Here is a 16,722-nt window from a genome sequence, read left to right on the forward strand (position 1 = left end):
GAAATGACTTATCCCAGCCTGTTACTTGGTCTGGTGCAAGCGCTGCTGTTACTGGCTATTTCCCCGCTGTTTGCCGGAATCAGTCGAGTACTGCGTGCGCGTATCCATAGCCGTTGCGGTCCCGGTGTCTTACAGGAATACCGGGACATCGCCAAATTACTCAAGCGCCAGAGCATAGCACCGGCAGCGTCCGGCCTGGCCTTTCATGCCATGCCGTATTTGCTGACCGGCACCTTGCTGGCCATCTCCTGTGCGCTGCCAATGCTGACCACGACATCACCACTGCCCGCTATTGGCGACGTGATCACGCTGATCTATCTGTTTGCCGCGGTGCGCTTTGTGTTTGCCATTGCCGGGCTGGATACCGGCAGCACCTTTACTGCTATCGGTGCCAGCCGGGAAGCCGTGTTAGGCATTTTGGTTGAACCCATTTTGTTGCTCGGTTTATGGGTAGCGGCATTGGTTGGGGGCTCCACCCAACTTAGCGCGATAGCGCAGAGCATGTTGGCTTTGCCGCATCACGCCGGGCTACCCCTGTTGTTGGCCGGCTTGGCCTGTGCATTCGCGACCTACATTGAAATGGGAAAATTGCCGTTCGATATGGCTGAAGCGGAACAAGAGCTGCAGGAAGGCCCGCTGACGGAATATTCCGGTGTTGAACTCGGCATTGTGAAATGGGGCATCAGCCTTAAACAACTGGTGGTGCTACAGCTGTTCCTCGGTGTTTTCCTCCCCTGGGGACAAGCAGCGGAACTCACCGCTTCGCAACTGTTGATTGGGCTGGTACTGGCGCTGCTCAAATTGCTGTGTGCTGTGGCACTGATTGCGGTTATCGAAAACAGCGTGGCGCGTTTGCGTTTCTTGAAAACCGCTTATACCACCTGGACGGGTTTTGGACTGGCATTTCTGGCGCTGGTTTCCTGGCTGGTCGTCAACTGAATGAATCATGACAGAGGCAATAATGACTAACGAACATCAAGGCCAACACTACCTGGCGGCATTGCAGCAACATTTCCCTGCTGCCATGCTGGCTGCCGAGTGGCAAACGGCCGATCAGTTGACGGTCACCGTGAAACTCAACGCACTGCCGGACGTGGTGGAATGGCTGTACTACCAGCAAGGCGGCTGGTTGTCAGTGCTGTTTGGCAACGACGAACGTACGCTGTGCGGTAATTACGCGTTGTATTACGTGCTGTCGATGGAAAAAGACACCCCATGCTGGATCACGGTACGGGCCGAGGTAGACGCCCAGACACTGGAGTTCCCTTCTGTGACACCACGGGTTCCTGCGGCGGTCTGGGGAGAGCGCGAAGTGCGCGACATGTACGGCCTGCGCCCAATAGGCCTGCCGGATGAGCGCAGACTGGTCCTGCCGGACGACTGGCCGGACGATCTCTATCCGCTGCGCAAAGACGCCATGGACTATCGCCAGCGCCCCGCGCCCACCACCGACGTGGAAACCTACCCGTTTGAGAGCCTGGCAGGTGCCAAAGCCAACGTGGTGCCGATCGGCCCTTTGCATATCACCTCGGATGAACCCGGCCATTTTCGGCTGTTCGTCGACGGTGAAGACATCATCGATGCCGATTACCGTCTGTTCTACGTACACCGTGGGATGGAGAAATTGGCCGAAACCCGCATGGGTTACAACGAAGTGACTTTCCTGTCAGACCGGGTGTGCGGCATTTGCGGTTTTACCCACAGCGTGGCCTACACCAGTTCGGTAGAGAACGCGATGGGTATTCAGGTACCGGAACGCGCCCAGATGATCCGGTCGATCCTGCTGGAGGTGGAGCGCTTGCACAGCCATCTTCTGAATTTGGGGCTGGCCTGCCACTTTGTCGGTTTTGACTCTGGTTTTATGCAGTTCTTCCGGGTACGCGAACAGTCAATGAAAATGGCCGAGATACTGACCGGTGCGCGTAAAACCTACGGCTTGAACCTGATTGGCGGCATCCGTCGCGATATTTTAAAAGACGACATGTTGCAAACCTTACGGCTGGCGGCGCAAATGCGCAGTGAATTGGTGGATTTGGTCGATATCTTGCTCAGTACGCCAAATACTGAACAACGTAGCCGAGGCGTTGGCCGTCTTGATCCTCAGGTCGCTCGTGACTACAGCAACGTAGGCCCGATGATCCGTGGCAGCGGTCACCGTCGCGATACTCGCCTCGAACATCCCTTTGCCGGCTATGCCAAACTGCCGGTGGAATTGTGCGTGGAGGACGGCTGTGATGTCTATTCACGGCTCAAGGTACGCATTCACGAGGTCTTCAACTCGCTTGGCATCATCGAATTTGGTCTGCAAAACCTACCAACCGGCCCCTTGGCGGTGGACGGGTTCACCTATGTCCCCCACCGCTTTGCCCTGGGCTTTGCCGAAGCGCCGCGTGGCGATGACATCCACTGGAGCATGACCGGCGATAACCAAAAATTATTCCGCTGGCGCTGCCGTGCCGCGACCTATGCCAATTGGCCCACCCTACGTTACATGCTGCGCGGCAATACCGTTTCTGACGCCCCACTGATCATCGGCAGCCTGGATCCTTGCTACTCCTGTACCGATCGCATGACCATCGTCGACGTGCGTAAACGTCAGTCCGTCATCGTGCCGTACAAAGAGATTGAGCGTTATGGCATCGAACGGAAAAACAAACCGTTCTAACCGGAGCCCATCATGCTGAAATTGATTAAAAAAGTACTGAAAACCGGTCCCGCTACCCTTGCCTACCCGGCCCAGCCGTTGACCATCGACCCAAACTTCCGCGGCAAACCTGAATACACCCCGCAGCAATGCATTGCCTGCGGGGCTTGCGCTAACGCCTGTCCGTCTAATGCGTTGTCCATGTCAACCGATCTGACCAGCGGCACGGTGCGTTGGCAGCTGTTTCTTGGGCGTTGCATCTTCTGTGCGCGCTGCGAAGAGGTCTGTCCGACCGCGGCTATCCGGCTTTCGCAGCAGTTCGAATTGGCGGTGTGGCGTAAAGAGGATTTGTACGAACACGCCGACTTCGCTATCTGCCATTGTCGGCAATGCGGCAAGCCGTATGCATCGCAAAAGGAGATTGATTATGCCATTGCGCTGCTTGGGGTGAGCAGTACAGAAATAGCCGCCCGTCGCCAGCAGTTTGAAACCTGCCCGGCCTGCAAACAACAGCAAAACCTGACCCAGGCCGATCGTATTGACGTTGGCCGTCATTTGACCCGGGAGGTCATGTCATGAATCAGCCGCTGATTGGTCCACGCGATGAGAATGGCCTGCCTGTGCCAATCACTCTCGACGACAGTATCGCCAAATTGAAATCCACCTTGCTAAAGGATATCCGCCGTTCAGCTTACGTTTACCGGGTGGATTGCGGCGGCTGCAATGGGTGTGAAATTGAGATTTTCGCTGCCATTTCACCCCTATTCGACGCTGAGCGCTTTGGTATTAAAGTGGTTCCTTCACCACGCCATGCCGACATTCTGCTGTTTACCGGCGCGGTGACGCGGGCCATGCGCATTCCTGCGATTCGCGCCTGGCAGGCCTCGCCCGATCCGAAAATCAGCATTTCTTACGGTGCCTGTGGTAACAGCGGCGGTATTTTCCACGATCTCTACTGCGTATGGGGCGGCACCGACCGCATCGTACCGGTCGACGTTTATATCCCCGGTTGCCCGCCAACGCCCGCGGCAACCATTTACGGTTTCGCCATGGCGCTCGGTCTGTTGGATCAGAAAATCAAAGGCCGTCAGCATGATGAAACTCAGGGGGAAGCGACACGCTTGCTGCACCCTGAACTGCCTCAACCACTGCGAGTGTTGCTGGATCGGGAGGCGCGGCGGATGGCCGGTTACCGCTATGGACGCCAAATCGCCGACCACTTTATGCAATTGCTGGTGACAGACAGCGCGCTCCCAGTCGAACAACGGGTTACCGCATACCTGCAACAGCAAGACGACCTGCGCCTGAACGAAATTGTCGGCAACCTGCTCAGTCTTTATCAACGGGTGCTGCGTGGGGAGTTACGACTATGACCGGTTCTCAGGCCCAGGTGGTCTTTTACTCCCTGAGCCGCAAATTTGTGCAGGAGAAAAAAGCCCCGCCAAAAGCACAAGAGGTGATCTATTACAGCCTGGCCATTGGTCACCATTTGGGGGTGATTGACTGTCTGGAAGCCAAACTCCGTTGCCCGTTAGCCGGTTTCCACGCGTGGGTGGCCCAACTGCCGGCTGGCAGTACCGCACGGCGCAAACTGGAAGGTGTCGATCGCTTTGGTGAAATCTGTATCGACAACAGTCACACCCACCTGTTAGCCCTTGCCTTGGATGCCGCTGCTCCGAAGATGAATGCAGAGCAGCAAGACTGGAGCCAACGGCTGATCGCCCTGCTGCAATCGATCGAAAACGAGCCTGCCATTTATCTGATGGTTCGGAGGCATGATGACTGATGTTCTGTTGTGTGTAGGTAACTGCATGATGGGTGATGACGGCGCCGGGCCGCTGTTGGCGCAATTGTGTGGCAACCACCCGCCTGCAGGTTGGACGGTGATTGACGGCGGCGCAGCGCCGGAAAATGACATCGGTCATATCCGCGAGCTGCGTCCTGACCGATTGGTGATTGTCGATGCCACCGATATGGGACTGGATCCGGGAGAAACCCGAGTGATCGACGAGCAAGACATTGCCGCCATGTTCATCATGACCACGCATAACCTCCCGCTCAATTTCCTGATCGACCAACTGCGTGAAGATATCCCTGACATTACATTTATCGGCATCCAACCTGAAGTGGTGGCGTTTTACTACCCCATCGGCGCGGCAGTGCAACAGGCGGTGACCACGCTGCACCAGCGGCTGCATGCCTGGCCACACCAGGGCGGCTATCCGCAACTGGTGGTGACGAATGTCTGACGCGATATCGTCATTTATGTCGATATGCCGCCGTCCATGTCGTCAAAATTCACTAATTGCATGTTTTTAAAGAATTTTAATTATTGGCATGCTTTATGCCTAAACGAAGGCACGATGTTTCTACTGCCTGACCAAAATGAAGGGTAATCCAGGAGTTATTGATGAACCGGTTTATCATCGCCGATCCTAAAAAATGTATCGGCTGCCGTACCTGCGAGATCGCCTGTGTGATCGCGCACAGTGAAAGCCAGGATATCTCAGCGCTAAATGCCGCCAGCTTCGCCCCGCGCTTGCATGTGATCAAAGGCGTCAACGTCAGTACCGCCGTACTGTGTCGCCAGTGTGAAGACGCACCGTGCTCCAACGTTTGCCCCAATGGTGCCATCAGCCGCACCAACGGCATGGTACTGGTCATGCAAGAACGCTGCATCGGCTGCAAAACCTGCGTTGTCGCTTGCCCTTACGGCGCAATGGAGGTGCTCACCCGCCCGGTTATCCGCCAAAACGGCGCCATGATGAGTGCGACGACGGAAAAAGCCGAAGCCCACAAATGCGACCTGTGCATCGGGCGAGATAGCGGCCCTGCCTGCATGGAAACCTGTCCAACCAATGCGTTGCACTGCGTTGATCGCAATATGCTGCAGGAAATGAACGCCGAGAAACGTCGTCGCGCTGCTCTCGACACTATGTCGTCACTGTTTTAGGAATTGAACCGATGAAAAAAATCACAACCGTCTGCCCCTACTGCGGTGCAGGTTGCAAAATGAAACTGGTGGTCGACAACGGAAAAATCATCCGCGCCGAGGCAGCTGACGGCGTGACCAATCAAGGTGAGCTGTGCTTGAAAGGGTATTACGGCTGGGACTTTCTCAACGATACCAAACTCTTGACCCCTCGCCTGAGCCAGCCACTGATTCGCCGAGAGAAAGGCGGCAAGTTTGAGGCGGTCAGCTGGGATGAGGCGATTCGTTATACCGCGCAACGGCTACAACAGATCAAAGATAAGCACGGTGCCAGTGCGATCATGCATACCGGTTCATCACGCGGAACGGGCAATGAAACCAACTACGTCATGCAGAAATTCGCCCGTGCAGTTATCGGCACCAACAACGTCGACTGTTGCGCCCGTGTCTGCCACGGCCCTTCGGTAGCAGGCTTGCAGGCTACGCTGGGTAACGGCGCGATGAGCAACTCCATAGGAGATATCGAAAACTCCAAATGTCTGCTGATCATTGGTTATAACTGTGCCGATTCACACCCTATCGTGGCGCGCCGGGTGCTGAAGGCCAAAGAAAAAGGGGCGCAAATTGTTGTGTGCGACCCGCGCCGTATTGAAACCGCACGTATCGCAGATCAGCATTTGCAAATCAAGAACGGCTGCAACATGGCGTTGGTGAATGCCTTCGCCTATGTATTGATTGAAGAAAATCTGTATGACCGCGACTACGTGGCCAAATACACCGAGGGATTTGAAGCTTACCGTCAACAGTTGGCGGACTACGCCCCAGAGGCGGTCGAACACCTCACCGGCGTCACCGCCCAGCAGATCCGTCAGGCAATGCGAACCTACGCCAGTGCCCCTTCCGCTACCATTATGTGGGGGATGGGCGTGACGCAATTCGGTCAGGCCGTCGATGTGGTCAAAGGCCTCGCCAGCTTGGCGCTGCTTACCGGCAATCTGGGTCGAGCCAACGTGGGCGTCGGGCCGGTGCGCGGGCAGAACAACGTTCAGGGTGCCTGTGACATGGGCGTACTGCCCAATGAGTTCCCTGGCTATCAAGCCGTAACTGACGCGGACGTCCGTGCCAAATTCGCCGCGGCCTGGGGCATTGACGCCGCCAGGATGGATCCCAACGTCGGTTATCGCATTACCGAAATCCCGCATTTGGTCCATGAAGGCAAAGTGAAAGCCTACTACATCATGGGTGAAGACCCGCTGCAGACAGAAGCCGACCTCAGCCTGGTACGTGGCGCGTTCGAGCGGCTGGACTTTGTGGTGGTGCAAGACATCTTCATGACCAAAACCGCCGAGCAGGCCGATGTGATTTTACCGTCCACCTCGTGGGGTGAGCATGGCGGCGTATTCTCCTGCGCCGATCGCGGGTTCCAACGTTTCGAGAAAGCCATCGAGCCGCAATACAACGTCAAACGGGATTGGGAAATCATCAGTTTGCTGGCCACCGAAATGGGTTATCCGATGCATTACGATGATAACCAGCAGATTTGGGACGAAATGCGTGAACTCTGCCCGCTGTTTTACGGTGCCACGTACGAAAAAATGGGCGAGCTTGGCCATGTGCAATGGCCTTGTACCACGTTGGAAAGTCAGGGAACGCCTTATCTGTATCAAGGCAACCAGTTCACCACGCCATCCGGTAAAGGCCAATTATTTGCCACTGCATGGCGTGCACCCGCGGAAATCCCAGATGCCGACTACCCACTGGTGTTGTGTACCGTGCGTGAAGTCGGCCACTACTCTTGCCGTTCAATGACCGGTAACTGCGCTGCGCTGCAAACCTTGGCCGATGAACCCGGGTTCGTGCAGGTCAATCCGCAAGACGCTACTGCGTTGGGCATTGCCGATCAGCAATTGGTGTGGGTCAGTTCACGCCGCGGCAAGGTGATCAGCCGCGCCAACTATAACGCACGTATTAATCTGGGGGCGGTGTATATGACCTACCAGTGGTGGATTGGCGCCTGTAACGAGCTCACCCAGGAGAATCTGGATCCGATCTCCAAAACGCCGGAAACCAAATACTGTGCGGTAAAACTTGACGCGATCACCGATCAAAACTGGGCAGAAAACTATGCGCAACAGAGCTACAGCGACATGAAAGCCCGTCTGCGCCGTGCGGCTGAAGACGTGATGTAACGCCCCATGATTGTCAGGGGGAGCAGTGGATGACTGCCCCCTTGAGGAAGAGGTTTTTCGGGAGCCGACCAACAGCCCCCGCAGAAGGTAATCAACAATGTCCCATCCCGGATTACTGCTACGTGTCAGTGGAAAAGTACAGGGCGTCGGCTTCCGACCTTTTGTTTGGCAGCTGGCCAAACAGCTCAACGTGTTCGGCGAGGTTTGGAACGACAGTGCAGGCGTTGAAATTCGTCTGCTCCACCCCGTTGATCTGGCGGTTTTCCTACACGTATTGCACCAACAGGCTCCGCCTTTAGCGCAGATCGAGCGCATCCAGCAATGGCCGTTTACCTGGTTACACGCGCCCAGCGACTTCAGTATCCGTTCCAGCGAATGCGGTTCTTTGGCAACGCATGTCGTTCCAGACGCGGCAACCTGCCCGCAATGCCTGCAGGAAATGAACGATCCTCAAGATCGGCGTTACCGTTATCCTTTTATCAACTGCACGCATTGCGGCCCACGTTTTACCATTATTCGCGCTATGCCTTATGATCGCCCGGCGACCAGCATGGCACCATTTGTTCTCTGCCCTAGCTGCAAGCGAGAGTATCACTCCCCGCAAAACCGTCGCTTTCATGCTCAGCCGGTGGCCTGCGGCGATTGCGGGCCGGCGTTGTTCTGCTGCGAGGCACAAGGGGCCCCTCAGCATCGGGGCGACGCGGCACTGCAACAGGCCGCCGTTGCCCTGGCTGCCGGGGACATTGTGGCCATCAAAGGCCTGGGCGGTTTTCATCTGGCCTGCGACGCCACCAACACCCAGGCCGTCGAACGTCTTCGCCTGCGTAAACGGCGACCGAGCAAACCGCTGGCAGTGATGTTACCGGATCCCCATTGGCTGGCGCGCTGTGCGACGGGGGTTGACCTGGCACAGCTACAGGCCTTATTGACCTCGCCGGCAGCCCCTATCGTGCTGGTGAAGCAGCACGCCAACGCACCGCTGTCCACCGCCATTGCCCCACAACTGGGTGAAGTGGGCTTAATGTTACCGTCCAATCCGATCCAGCATCTCTTGATGCAAGAAATACAAAGACCGCTGGTGATGACCTCTGGCAATAATGCAGGCCATGCGCCGGTATTAACCAATGAGCAGGCGTTGTCCGACCTGTCTGGAATAGCCGATTTGTGGCTCATGCACGATCGCGAAATCCTGCAACGGGCGGACGACTCTCTCGTCCGTTTGCTGCCGGATGGCCATGAAATGTTACGCCGGGCGCGCGGATTTGTTCCTGATGCCCTGCCGCTACCGCCCGGTTTTCCGTCTCAACCCCCCTTGCTGGCTGTAGGTGGCGACCGCAAAAATACTTTTTGCCTGGTAACCGGACATAACGCCATGCTCAGCGCCCATTTTGGCGAGTTGGAGCGGGAGGATATCCAGCAACAGTGGCAACATGCGATGCAACATTTCATCGGCCTATATCATTGCCAACCGCAGCGGCTGGCAAGTGACGCACACCCCGGTTATGTCAGCCATCAATGGGCCGCGCAGCAATCGCTGCCGGTAATCCCGGTGTTGCATCATCATGCACATTTGGCCGCTTGCCTGGCCGAACACCACTGGAAATTAGACGGCGATGCCGTGATCGGTCTGGCGCTAGACGGTCTCGGTTATGGGCAGGATGGTGCCTTATGGGGCGGAGAGTGCCTGTTAGTGGATTACCGTCGGTGCCGTCATCTGGGGGGGCTGCCAGCCGTCGCGTTGCCGGGTGGCGATCTCGCCGCGCAACACCCCTGGCGTAATCAGCTCGCGCACTTTGCGCGTTTCGTGCCGGACTGGCAACGCTATCCTCAGGCTAAGCCGTTATTAGCAATCCCTTGGCAACCGCTGCTGCATGCGATTAACGCCAGCATTAATGCCCCTTTAGCCTCTTCCTGCGGCCGCTTGTTTGATGCCGCGGCAGCGGCGCTGGGCTATGCACCCGCACAGCAAAGTTGGGAGGGCGAAGCGGCCAGCATTTTTGAGGCAGTTGCCCACCAAAGCGAGCCTTGCGCCCACCCGGTTACGTTGCCGCTTCGTGGCCATCAGTTGGATTTGTCCGTGTTCTGGCAGCAATGGTTGAACTGGCATGCCCCCGCCCCGCAACAGGCTTGGGCGTTTCATGATGCGCTTGCGCAAGGATTTGCCCATATGGCGAAACATTTTGCTGCTCAACACGGCATTCGGCATGTCGCGGTAAGCGGCGGCGTGCTGCATAACCGTTTACTGCGCCAACGGCTGCAGTTTCATTTAGCACCGTTGCAGGTGTTACTGCCACAGAAACTGCCTGCCGGTGACGGCGGGCTGGCCTTTGGTCAGGCACTGGTTGCCTGTGCCCAGCGCTCCCCGGTTTCTTCTTCACATATTGACAGGATATAAAATGTTAAACTCTGCTTTTTTCCATACCCATACCCGCGCATTTTGGTTATTAGTGGCGTTAGTGATCCTGAACCTGATGGCCTGGGCCGCCGCTTTTTTTGCCTTCAGCCATCACCCTACGTTGATCGCCGCTGCAATACTGGCTTATGGGTATGGCCTGCGCCATGCCGTAGATGCCGATCATATTGCGGCCATAGATAACGTTACACGTAAACTGATGCAACAAGGCCAACGTCCGATTTCCATCGGGGCGTTTTTCTCCCTGGGGCACTCCAGCATCGTGATCCTGGCGTGTATTGCAATTGCCGCCACTTCATTGGCCTTTGGCGATCGCATAGGTTGGTTGCATCAATACGGCGCCACGTTGGGGACATTGATCTCCTCCTTGTTCCTGCTGGCGATGGCGTTGTTAAACTGGATGATTTTTCGTGATGTTTACCGCATATTCCGCCAGGTAAAGCGCGGTGAGACACTACGGGAAAAGGATGTTGATCTTCTGGTGAGCGGCACTGGCGGCATAATGACGCGTTTGTATCGCTTTGCCTTTAATCTGGTGAATAAAAGCTGGCATATGTATCTGGTCGGTTTTTTGTTTGGCCTAGGATTTGATACTGCCACTGAGGTCGGTTTACTGGGTATCTCCGCAGCCGGTGCAACCTCTGGGATGTCAGTCTGGTCAATCATGGTGTTCCCATTGCTGTTCGCCAGTGGCATGGCGCTGATTGACTCGTTGGATAATTTTGTGATGGTCGGCGCTTATGGTTGGGCATTCAACAAACCGATCCGCAAGCTGTATTACAACATGACCATCACGGCAACCAGCGTGGTCATCGCCCTGGTGATTGGTGGATTGGAAGGTTTGGGTTTATTGGCCGACAAGCTGGGATTACAAGGCGGCCTGTGGCACGGTATTGAGATCCTCAATGACAATATGGGGCGCGTCGGTTACGCCGCCATCGCACTGTTTGTGGTGCTGTGGGCATGGTCCGCGATTAATTACCGCCGCAAAAATTATGATTCGCTCGCCGTTTAGCACTCAATCGACAGCTTCGTCATCACCGACAGAGGCTGTCACTTCCCTACCTAATGACACAAAAACTCAGGGCTCCATTTTATTGGGTATTCTGATCGTGATGCTTGATCCCCATCACTCACGGATTGCATAGGTTCCTTTGCCCGCAGATTTCGCACGATACATAGCATCGTCTGCTCTCGTCAGCAGAGCCTCGGCCGTAATATTGCCCCCCGGGGATATGGCTGCGCCGATACTGGCTGAGAGACACACTTTTTGATTGCCGACCCGTTCTGTTGCCGCTAACGCTGCCAATACACACTCGCAAAAGGCGCGTACCTGCTGATGAGGTTGCGTCAGCGGCCAGAGGATAACCGTAAACTCGTCGCCGGCAAGCCGCGAAACGCTGTGATGGGGACCTGCACAGGCACTGAGCAGATCAGCAAAGGTCTTAAGAATAAGATCGCCAAAATCATGACCAAAACTGTCATTCAGGTTTTTAAAACCATCAAGATCGATAAACAGCAACGCCATCTGTTGCTGTGGGCAGCACGCTTGTAAGGTTGCACCTAACCGAAGTAAAAAAGCGCGCCGATTGGTTAAGCCTGTCAGCATGTCATGAGAGACATCGTACTCCAACCGCCGTTGTAACCGCTTAAGCTCGGTAATATCCATTGATAGAATATAGAAGCCTCGGGTTTCACTGGGTACCAGCGTGGTGTGAATCATCAGCGAGCCCTGGCGTGTTTGCAGTTCATTCTCGAAGCTCACCGTTTGCCCCCGCAGCGCCAGCTCAATCATGGGTTTCGCCATTTCATATGCGCTCTCGCCCATAAAGGCTTGCACGGTCATGCCTTTAAGACGTTCTTCTTCCAGACCAAACCAGGTTTTGTAAGCGCTGTTAGCAAAAAGATAGCGTTCATCGGCATCAATTTGGCTGACCAACGCCGGCATATTGTCGGTAATCGCCCGCAGGCGCTCTTTTTCAGTACTGAGCTGCAGCTCGGTGAGCGCTCGATTTGCAATTTCCTGGTTGAGTTTAGTCACAACAACCTTAAGTTCCCGAGTACGGGCCTCTACCCGGTCTTCGAGTTCATGTTGCAGTGAATAAAGATCGGCTTCTGCCGCCTTGCGCTCGCTGATATCGACAATGACAGAAATAAAGTGATGCGGATTTCCGTTCGGTAAACGATTGAGCGCAACGGTCAGCTGAACCCAAATCGTTGAGCTGTCCGCGCGGATATAGCGCTTCTCCATCGAATACGTGTCGATTTCATTGGCTAATAGCTGTTTCAACAACCCAAGGTCGGTGTTTAGATCATCGCGATGCGTGATGTCCTGGAAGGTACGCTCCAACAGTTCCCGTTCCGAATACTGCAACATCTCACAAATTCGCGGATTGACGCGCAACCAGTATCCTTCCAGTGAGATAAGCGCCATCCCCACGGCTGCCTGAGAAAAGGTTTGTTCAAATAACGCTTCTGTACGCTGTAGGTTTGACCTCAGGCTTTCGGTATAGATGTCACGCTCAATACTGTGCAGATATTCTTCGATAACGGCGGCAAAATCGCGTAAGTCGCGCATCATCTCCGAAGAGAATGTCTGAGGGTGTCCGTCAATAATACAGAGTGTACCCAGCGGCAGACCGTCCAGTGAACGCAAGGGTTGCCCAGCATAGAAGCCTATCTTTGGCCCACCGGTGACCAACGGGTTGTCAAAGAACCGGGGATCGGCTGCAGTATCGGGCACGACCAACATGTCTCGTTGCAAAATGGCGTGACCGCAAAATGAGATGTTGCGAGGGGTTTCGCGGGCATCCAAACCAAAGCGTGACAGGAACCATTGACGCTCACGATCGATCAACGAAATTAAGGCAATGCTGACGCCGAAGTACTTGGCGGCTAACCGCGTAACGCGGTCTAACTTTTCTACCGCATTCGTGTCCAGTACATTCAACGAGTTCAAAACCGACAAACGTTCGGCTTCATTCTCTGGAAAACATGGCTCGAACATGTGTTGTGCTCCGGATGACTGTTCCTGGGCGATGTTGGTTCAAGCCGCTGCCTTATTGCCTTAACACCGCACCCTAAATGACTTATTTGCATTGAGCTTAGACGTTTTTCGAGGTTTTTCCGGATTCTTGTTTTGAATCGGTCATCCTGACGAAGGCATGCGCCGTTCTTCACGCAACAGTAACCCACTGGGAGTGTGCCTAAACGACACTAAAATTCGCTGTTCGCCACAGCGGGCCCCTGGAAATTGTCCGGTTATCATGGAAAAAAGCCCGGCCTGTTCGCTAAAGTGGGTTAATGTCTAAGCAACGGATTATTTATAATAAGTCGTTGCTTCAAAAATCCCTTCGTAAAATAGGGACCCGTCCCCGAAAATTACCTTCAAAATAAATGCATTGGACCTGTACCCCTACTTTTTCTGAGGGAGATTTTTGTGCCTTGTCAAGCATCATAGCGAACCCAAAATACGTCATTATTGGCCAATAAAGCAGCAATTTGTTGATTTTTATCGAAAAAACAATAAATTTTTACCGGCCAAATAACTATTGAGCCGGGGGGTAAAAAGCCATATATTGGGCGCGTTTTTCTCACGGTAGTTAATTGTTGCATTCAATAATTCAATTCGGGCGGTATCGATACCCCCAGTTGTAGGAGAGATATGATGACGGATAAAGTCCGTATTGATAATTTAGGTGTGAGTTCAAAAAATGTAAACAACGAAACATATTTGGCGAGGCAAGCTGAATTTGAATCGAATGTCAGGAGTTACCCCCGCAAATTGCCGTTAGCAATTGCGAAAGCCCAAGGCGTGTGGATCACGGATGTTGAGAATAATCAATATCTTGATTGCCTGGCTGGTGCGGGTACGCTGGCTCTGGGTCATAACCATCCTGACGTCCTCCAAAGCATCCAAAATGTCATTACCAGCGGCTTGCCGTTACATACACTCGATCTGACAACACCGTTGAAAGATGAGTTCTCAGCTTATTTACTCTCTTTATTGCCAGGACAGGGCCAGGAATATTGCCTGCAGTTCTGCGGCCCATCGGGCGCAGATGCGGTAGAAGCCGCGCTGAAACTCGCCAAAAAATACACCGGCCGTTCTGGTGTGATCAGCTTCTCCGGTGGCTATCACGGCATGACGCACGGTGCGCTGGCGGTAACGGGCAACCTGTCACCGAAAGAAGCGATCAACGGCATGATGCCGGAAGTCCAGTTTATGCCTTACCCGCATGAGTACCGTTGCCCATTGGGCATCGGCGGCGAAGCTGGCGTTAAAGCACTGACTTACTATTTCGAAAACCTGATTAACGACGTCGAAAGCGGCGTGCGCAAACCTGCGGCCGTTATTCTTGAAGCCGTTCAGGGTGAAGGCGGCGTTAACCCGGCCCCTGTCGAGTGGTTGCAGCGTATTCGCAAAGTCACTCAGGAACACGGTATTTTGCTGATCATCGACGAGGTTCAGGCTGGTTTTGCCCGCACAGGTAAATTCTTCGCCTTTGAACACGCCGGTATTGAGCCAGACATCATTGTGATGTCCAAAGCCGTTGGCGGCGGTTTGCCACTGGCAGTATTGGGCATCAAGAGAGAATTTGACGCCTGGGAGCCTGGCCACCATACCGGCACCTTCCGTGGTAACCAATTGGCGATGGCGACCGGCCTGACCACCCTGCAGCATCTCAAAGACAACCAGGTAGCGGATAAAGTTGCCGCTCAAGGTGAATGGCTGAAAGCCAAACTGACCGAGCTGCAAAAACGCTATCCGGTGATTGGTCATGTGCGTGGTCTGGGCTTAATGATTGGTATGGAAATCGTTAAACCAAACGAAGCGCAGGATCATATGGGCTGCTACCCGGCTGACGGCCAGCTGTCTGCTTTGCTGCAGAAGAAATGCTTCGATGCAGGCCTGATCCTCGAGCGTGGCGGTCGTAACGGCAACGTACTGCGCCTGTTACCTTCCCTGCTGATCACCAACGATGAACTGGGTATTTTCCTGGATAAATTTGAACAGGCCCTGTTAGCCGCCGGCATCAAGCCTGTGGATGTGGAGTGAAGTCGATGTCCCGGTTAAACCCGATTCTGGCCGCGTCAGCGCAAAGCACTGACGCGTACCAGCAAGCGATCGAACAGACAAGCCAAGCCGTAGTGCAGTGGCTGCAACAACCCGAAATGTACCAGGGGAAAACCGTTGCTGAACTGCGTGAACGCATTACGCTTGATTTTAATCCTCAGGGCCTGGGTAACCAGGCGGCAATCGAACGTGCGATCGAGTACTTTTTAAAAGACAGCCTGTCGGTGCATCACCCACAGTGCGTCGCACATTTGCATTGCCCAAGCCTGGTGATTAGCCAAGCTGCTGAGGTGTTGATTAACGCCACCAACCAAAGCATGGATTCCTGGGATCAAAGCCCGTCAGCCACCATCATCGAGATGAAACTGATTGAATGGCTACGCACCCAGGTCGGTTATCAGCCTGGCGATGCCGGCGTGTTTACCAGCGGCGGGACCCAAAGCAACCTGATGGGTCTGATGCTGGCACGCGATGCCTTCTTCGCCAAGCAAGGCCACTCTGTGCAACAGGATGGATTGGTCGGTAACCTGCGCAAGATCAAAGTATTATGTTCTGAAAATGCCCATTTCTCTGTGCAAAAGAACATGGCGCTGCTTGGCCTGGGTTACCAATCCGTCACGCTGGTGAAAACCGATCAATTCGCCCGAATGGATCTGAACGATCTGGCTGAGAAAGTGGCGCAAGCCAAAGCCAACGACGAGCAGATCCTGGCGATTGTCGCCACTGCGGGGACGACGGATGCCGGCGCGATCGACCCGCTGCGCGGTATTGCACAATTGGCTGCGGAGCACCAAATTTGGGTGCATGTGGATGCAGCCTGGGGCGGTGCGTTGCTGCTTTCCGAGAAGTACCGTGATTATCTGGATGGCATTGAATTGGTGGACTCCATTACTCTGGACTTCCATAAGCAATTCTTCCAAACCATCAGTTGCGGCGCTTTCTTGCTGAAAGAAGCTCGTCACTATGAATTGATGCGCTATCAGGCGGCTTACCTGAACTCCGAGTTTGACGAAGCTCAGGGCGTGCCTAACCTGGTCTCTAAATCCTTGCAGACCACCCGCCGTTTTGATGCATTAAAACTGTGGATGGGATTAGAGGCGTTGGGGCAACAGCAATACGCAGCGATCATCGATCATGGCGTTACGCTGGCGCAGCAAGTTGCACACTATATCGGCGACCAACCGTCGCTGGAATTGGTGATGCAGCCGCAGTTGGCCAGCGTACTGTTCCGCTACCGTCCAGACGCCTTGGCGGCACGCGGCGACGCGGCAGTCGCGTTGATGAACCAGCGGATTGGCGATGCGTTGCTGGAATCGGGCCGCGCCAACGTTGGTGTGACCGAATTTAATGGCGTTACCTGCCTGAAAATGACGTTGCTAAACCCAACGGTCAGCCTGGACGATATCAAAGTCCTGCTGGCGCTGGTGGATAAAACCGCGCAGCAGTTACCTGCCGCCTAATCTGCCG

Annotated in this window: 14 protein-coding genes; 12 read left to right on the forward strand and 2 right to left on the reverse strand. The window is 54.6% G+C overall.

The window, feature by feature from the left end; all coding sequences use genetic code 11:
- Nucleotides 1-3 precede the first annotated feature (3 nt).
- From AC2FC2_RS04580 to AC2FC2_RS04625, 10 genes are all read left to right on the forward strand, one after another.
- Complete coding sequence (locus AC2FC2_RS04580) at nt 4-939, forward strand: respiratory chain complex I subunit 1 family protein (RefSeq protein WP_490658841.1); 936 nt, start codon at nt 4-6, stop codon at nt 937-939.
- 22 nt (nt 940-961) lie between these two features.
- The gene (locus AC2FC2_RS04585; protein ID WP_490658842.1) at nt 962-2,665 is read left to right on the forward strand and encodes a hydrogenase large subunit; all 1,704 of its coding nucleotides are present in this window, start codon (nt 962-964) and stop codon (nt 2,663-2,665) included.
- A 12-nt stretch (nt 2,666-2,677) separates the two neighbouring features.
- Nucleotides 2,678-3,223 (forward strand): formate hydrogenlyase complex iron-sulfur subunit, encoded by a 546-nt coding sequence (locus tag AC2FC2_RS04590; RefSeq protein WP_209633418.1) that lies wholly within the window; start codon nt 2,678-2,680, stop codon nt 3,221-3,223.
- Nucleotides 3,220-4,017: an NADH-quinone oxidoreductase subunit B family protein gene (locus AC2FC2_RS04595; RefSeq protein WP_209633417.1), complete on the forward strand. Its 798-nt coding sequence runs from the start codon at nt 3,220-3,222 to the stop codon at nt 4,015-4,017. Before AC2FC2_RS04590 ends, AC2FC2_RS04595 begins: the two co-directional genes overlap by 4 nt.
- The gene (locus tag AC2FC2_RS04600; protein ID WP_209633415.1) at nt 4,014-4,430 is read left to right on the forward strand and encodes a formate hydrogenlyase maturation HycH family protein; all 417 of its coding nucleotides are present in this window, start codon (nt 4,014-4,016) and stop codon (nt 4,428-4,430) included. Before AC2FC2_RS04595 ends, AC2FC2_RS04600 begins: the two co-directional genes overlap by 4 nt.
- Complete coding sequence (gene hycI, locus AC2FC2_RS04605) at nt 4,423-4,893, forward strand: hydrogenase maturation peptidase HycI (protein ID WP_490658942.1); 471 nt, start codon at nt 4,423-4,425, stop codon at nt 4,891-4,893. Before AC2FC2_RS04600 ends, hycI begins: the two co-directional genes overlap by 8 nt.
- Before the next feature lie 161 nt (nt 4,894-5,054).
- The gene (gene hydN / locus AC2FC2_RS04610) at nt 5,055-5,597 is read left to right on the forward strand and encodes an electron transport protein HydN (RefSeq protein WP_209633413.1); all 543 of its coding nucleotides are present in this window, start codon (nt 5,055-5,057) and stop codon (nt 5,595-5,597) included.
- A gap of 11 nt (nt 5,598-5,608) precedes the next feature.
- Nucleotides 5,609-7,765: a formate dehydrogenase subunit alpha gene (gene fdhF, locus AC2FC2_RS04615; RefSeq protein WP_209633411.1), complete on the forward strand. Its 2,157-nt coding sequence runs from the start codon at nt 5,609-5,611 to the stop codon at nt 7,763-7,765.
- Between the two features lie 97 nt (nt 7,766-7,862).
- Nucleotides 7,863-10,160 carry a carbamoyltransferase HypF gene (gene hypF / locus AC2FC2_RS04620; RefSeq protein WP_490658843.1) on the forward strand — a complete coding sequence of 766 codons (2,298 nt, stop codon included), beginning with the start codon at nt 7,863-7,865 and terminating at the stop codon, nt 10,158-10,160.
- Nucleotide 10,161: 1 nt separating this feature from the next.
- Complete coding sequence (locus AC2FC2_RS04625; protein ID WP_490658844.1) at nt 10,162-11,193, forward strand: HoxN/HupN/NixA family nickel/cobalt transporter; 1,032 nt, start codon at nt 10,162-10,164, stop codon at nt 11,191-11,193.
- A 114-nt stretch (nt 11,194-11,307) separates the two neighbouring features.
- On the opposite strand, the gene AC2FC2_RS04630 is transcribed toward AC2FC2_RS04625, so the two are convergent.
- Together AC2FC2_RS04630 and AC2FC2_RS04635 are read right to left on the reverse strand one after the other, a co-directional pair.
- Nucleotides 11,308-13,185, reverse strand: coding sequence for a diguanylate cyclase domain-containing protein (locus AC2FC2_RS04630; protein ID WP_490307526.1), 1,878 nt, complete (start codon nt 13,183-13,185; stop codon nt 11,308-11,310).
- A gap of 440 nt (nt 13,186-13,625) precedes the next feature.
- Nucleotides 13,626-13,793 carry a hypothetical protein gene (locus AC2FC2_RS04635; RefSeq protein WP_209633403.1) on the reverse strand — a complete coding sequence of 56 codons (168 nt, stop codon included), beginning with the start codon at nt 13,791-13,793 and terminating at the stop codon, nt 13,626-13,628.
- A 52-nt stretch (nt 13,794-13,845) separates the two neighbouring features.
- Here AC2FC2_RS04635 and AC2FC2_RS04640 point away from each other — a divergent pair, with 52 nt between their 5' ends.
- Complete coding sequence (locus tag AC2FC2_RS04640; RefSeq protein WP_404760275.1) at nt 13,846-15,237, forward strand: diaminobutyrate--2-oxoglutarate transaminase; 1,392 nt, start codon at nt 13,846-13,848, stop codon at nt 15,235-15,237.
- A 5-nt stretch (nt 15,238-15,242) separates the two neighbouring features.
- Nucleotides 15,243-16,715 (forward strand): pyridoxal phosphate-dependent decarboxylase family protein, encoded by a 1,473-nt coding sequence (locus AC2FC2_RS04645; protein ID WP_265557103.1) that lies wholly within the window; start codon nt 15,243-15,245, stop codon nt 16,713-16,715.
- Nucleotides 16,716-16,722: the final 7 nt, after the last annotated feature.

The organism is Serratia sp. CoH_122_TC_1, assembly GCF_058191755.1.

Coding starts and splice junctions, on each gene's coding strand:
- AC2FC2_RS04595 (WP_209633417.1), top strand. CDS start 3,220: ATGAATCAGCCGCTGATTGGTCCACGCGATGAGAATGGCCTGCCTGTG.
- AC2FC2_RS04600 (WP_209633415.1), top strand. CDS start 4,014: ATGACCGGTTCTCAGGCCCAGGTGGTCTTTTACTCCCTGAGCCGCAAA.
- AC2FC2_RS04625 (WP_490658844.1), top strand. CDS start 10,162: ATGTTAAACTCTGCTTTTTTCCATACCCATACCCGCGCATTTTGGTTA.
- AC2FC2_RS04585 (WP_490658842.1), top strand. CDS start 962: ATGACTAACGAACATCAAGGCCAACACTACCTGGCGGCATTGCAGCAA.
- AC2FC2_RS04640 (WP_404760275.1), top strand. CDS start 13,846: ATGACGGATAAAGTCCGTATTGATAATTTAGGTGTGAGTTCAAAAAAT.
- hypF (WP_490658843.1), top strand. CDS start 7,863: ATGTCCCATCCCGGATTACTGCTACGTGTCAGTGGAAAAGTACAGGGC.
- AC2FC2_RS04580 (WP_490658841.1), top strand. CDS start 4: ATGACTTATCCCAGCCTGTTACTTGGTCTGGTGCAAGCGCTGCTGTTA.
- hydN (WP_209633413.1), top strand. CDS start 5,055: ATGAACCGGTTTATCATCGCCGATCCTAAAAAATGTATCGGCTGCCGT.
- AC2FC2_RS04590 (WP_209633418.1), top strand. CDS start 2,678: ATGCTGAAATTGATTAAAAAAGTACTGAAAACCGGTCCCGCTACCCTT.
- AC2FC2_RS04645 (WP_265557103.1), top strand. CDS start 15,243: ATGTCCCGGTTAAACCCGATTCTGGCCGCGTCAGCGCAAAGCACTGAC.
- fdhF (WP_209633411.1), top strand. CDS start 5,609: ATGAAAAAAATCACAACCGTCTGCCCCTACTGCGGTGCAGGTTGCAAA.
- hycI (WP_490658942.1), top strand. CDS start 4,423: ATGACTGATGTTCTGTTGTGTGTAGGTAACTGCATGATGGGTGATGAC.
- AC2FC2_RS04630 (WP_490307526.1), bottom strand. CDS start 13,185: ATGTTCGAGCCATGTTTTCCAGAGAATGAAGCCGAACGTTTGTCGGTT.
- AC2FC2_RS04635 (WP_209633403.1), bottom strand. CDS start 13,793: ATGCAACAATTAACTACCGTGAGAAAAACGCGCCCAATATATGGCTTT.